The sequence below is a fragment of the uncultured Mobiluncus sp. genome (assembly GCF_947254095.1).
Classification (GTDB): domain Bacteria; phylum Actinomycetota; class Actinomycetes; order Actinomycetales; family Actinomycetaceae; genus Mobiluncus.
The window spans coordinates 1-2,625 of the sequence record NZ_CAMYBV010000057.1; the positions used below are offsets into that span (position 1 = coordinate 1).

At 59.7% G+C, this 2,625-nt stretch carries 3 protein-coding genes and 1 pseudogene; all 4 read right to left on the reverse strand.

Translation table 11 applies throughout. The features are described from left to right. Nucleotides 1-871 (reverse strand): D-alanine--D-alanine ligase family protein (locus Q0X47_RS08635; protein ID WP_297725094.1); only part of this gene is annotated, 871 nt, incomplete at its 3' end. 42 nt (nt 872-913) lie between these two features. Next, nucleotides 914-1,417, reverse strand: a complete 504-nt coding sequence (locus tag Q0X47_RS08640) for a DUF732 domain-containing protein (protein ID WP_297725097.1) — start codon at nt 1,415-1,417, stop codon at nt 914-916. 34 nt (nt 1,418-1,451) lie between these two features. Beyond that, on the reverse strand, nt 1,452-2,282 hold the full coding sequence (locus tag Q0X47_RS08645) for a 1-acyl-sn-glycerol-3-phosphate acyltransferase (RefSeq protein ID WP_297725100.1): 831 nt from the start codon (nt 2,280-2,282) through the stop codon (nt 1,452-1,454). Continuing rightward, nucleotides 2,279-2,625, reverse strand: a pseudogene (locus Q0X47_RS08650) (UDP-N-acetylglucosamine 1-carboxyvinyltransferase); the annotation flags it as partial. The pseudogene Q0X47_RS08650 and the gene Q0X47_RS08645, both read right to left, overlap by 4 nt.

Here is a 2,625-nt window from a genome sequence, read left to right on the forward strand (position 1 = left end):
GAATCTGGGCGGGAATCTGGAGTTGCACCGCCTCGTTAGCAAAATACTTGGACTGAAAATCGTACATTCCAGGGGTAGAAACCATCACGACTTCGCCCGGCGGGGTGGTGCGGGGGGCTCCCCCGGCGCGGCCCTCCAACACGGCACATTCAATTTCACGAGCGCCCTGCACCGCGGCTTCCACGATAACTTTCGGGTCGTGGCGGCGAGCGGCGACGACCGCAGCCTCAAAGTCCTGCCACGAATCCACCCTGGTGACCCCTAAGGAAGACCCGGCACGCGCCGGCTTCACAAAGACCGGCAACCCCCACGCCAGAATCGGGGCCGGAACTTCGTCAGAACGGTGGCGCCAATCGAAGTCGGTAATGACGTGGTAGCGCCCCACCGGAATCCCCCCGTGTTCCAACAGAACTTTCGCACACCCCTTGTCCATACCGTTAGAGGAGGCGCCCACCCCGCAACCGGTGTAGGGCACGCCAACCATCTCACACAGACCCTGGATCGTCCCGTCCTCTCCGTAAGGTCCGTGAAGCAGCGGCATAACCACGTCGATGCGCCCCAGGTCCTTGATGGGGGCGCTGGAGGTGCGGGAATCCCAGAAGAACAGATGCTGGTTTTGCGGCACCAACGCCACAAACGTCCCGTTGTCCTCAATCTCGGCCCCTTGTCCGTCCTGCAGACGCAGCGAATCGGACTCATCGGGCATCAACACCCACGCTCCGGCCTTGGTAATTCCAATCGGTATCGGTTCAAAACGTGTGCGGTCGATGTGGTCGAGCACTCCCGCTGCCGTGGCGCAAGAAATCGCGTGTTCCCCGCTGCGCCCGCCGAAAATAACCGCTACTCGGGTCTTTTGTTCGCCTTCACTCATGGGTAAAACTTTAGTCCTTTCGGGGGTTTTTCTTGAATTCCTTTAGGCTGGCTCGGTTACCGTAGGCGTAGGAGCCGGTTTCGGGGCAAAGTTTTCCAGCCAACCGTCCAGTTTCGATTCCTGTTCGGGACACAGGGACATCGCCGCGGATTGTTCCACCCCAATCCAGAACTGTACCTGGGTCGCGGGCATCGGCAACTTATCCGCATCAAAGCCGCTGTCGCTTTCGGAGATGAACGCCAGCACCTGGGTGGGGCTCCAGCCGGACTCCAGCTTTCCGCACGCCCGCCACCCCATTTTGGTGACCTCTTTGCGCAGGTCGGTCGGGAAACCGGGGTTCAAGAAAGTGATTTGCTTCCAGTAGGTTTCCTCACGTGCTGACGCGTCGGCAGGGCGCTGGTCTGGGTTGTTGCCGTTGATATTGCCAAAGGCCCACGCCAGCAGCAATCCGGCGGCAAAGAAAACGAATGCACCAATCATGGTTTTTTTCATTCTCTTGTCCCAGATTTTGGCTTCGTCGGCGTCATCGTCGAAGTCTCGCAACACTCGCCCCCCTTACGTTCCGGGTATTCCACCAGGTCTAGCGTGGTTTCTTGCCACCTTTGGGGTGCTTCCGCTGGCGTCCGTAGCGGTCGCCGTCAACCTTCATATCCCACACTTTCGCGGGAGGCTCTTCACCGGGTCGCAGACTCCGCAAAAGTTCCGTCAGGTCAGCCATGATTCGCCGGGTCGCCTCCGTCACGGCCTCGTGATCATCATGTTTTCCGTAAAGGTCGCTCAAGTCGACGGGCGAACCGACCACCATCGACACCCGACCGCGGGGCGGCCAGTGCAGTTTTCCGTAGGGCGCCAGGGTCTTGTGCGCCCCCCACTGGGCGACGGGCACCACCGGAACCTGGGTTTCCAACGCCAATCGTGCCGCGCCGGTGTGGCCTTTCATCGGCCACAAGCCGGGGTCACGAGTGAGGGTCCCTTCCGGAAACATTCCCACGCACTCTCCCACTTTCAGGGCGGCTTTGGCGGCAATCAGGGAATCTGCCGCTTGGGAGGTTTCCCGAAACACCGGAATCATCCGCGAGTGCCGGGCGCAAAACCCCACCACCGGCCAGTGCATCATTTCTTCTTTCATCAGCATTCGCGGGGAATAGTGATTAGCCACCAGGAAGTGCGAAAACGTGACCGAGTCGATTTCCGTGACGTGATTGGACACGGCGATGAAACCGCCGCTTTCAGGCAAGTTTTCCACCCCCGAATAGTGCCGCTTCATCAGCGCTATCAGCACCGCACGCACCGGCAGTGAAGCCCAAAAATACACCCATCCCATCGCGGGATGTCCCGCGCGGTTGCGCCGAAAGGGACGGGAAAACTGCGCGACCAGCCTGGTGCGGTCAGGATTGGAAGATTTCGTCATGAGTGCAGCTCCACCTGTGCGTCCAAAGCTTTTAGCTTGTTCATGAAGTTTTCGTAGCCGCGGTTGATGATGTCCACTCCGGAAACATTCGATACGCCCTGAGCCGCCAAAGCGGCGATGAGGTGTGAAAAACCGCCGCGCAAATCCGGAACCTCGATGTCCGTGCCGTGCAGCGGGGTCGGCCCGGAAATGACCGCGGAATGGTAAAAGTTTCGTGCCCCGAAACGGCACCGCAGCCCGCCCAAACACTCGCGGTAAACCTGGATATGCGCACCCATCCGGCGCAGTGCCTCAGTGAAACCGAAACGATTTTCGTACACGGTCTCGTGCACAATCGACAAAC

Coding starts and splice junctions, on each gene's coding strand:
- Q0X47_RS08645 (WP_297725100.1), bottom strand. CDS start 2,282: ATGACGAAATCTTCCAATCCTGACCGCACCAGGCTGGTCGCGCAGTTT.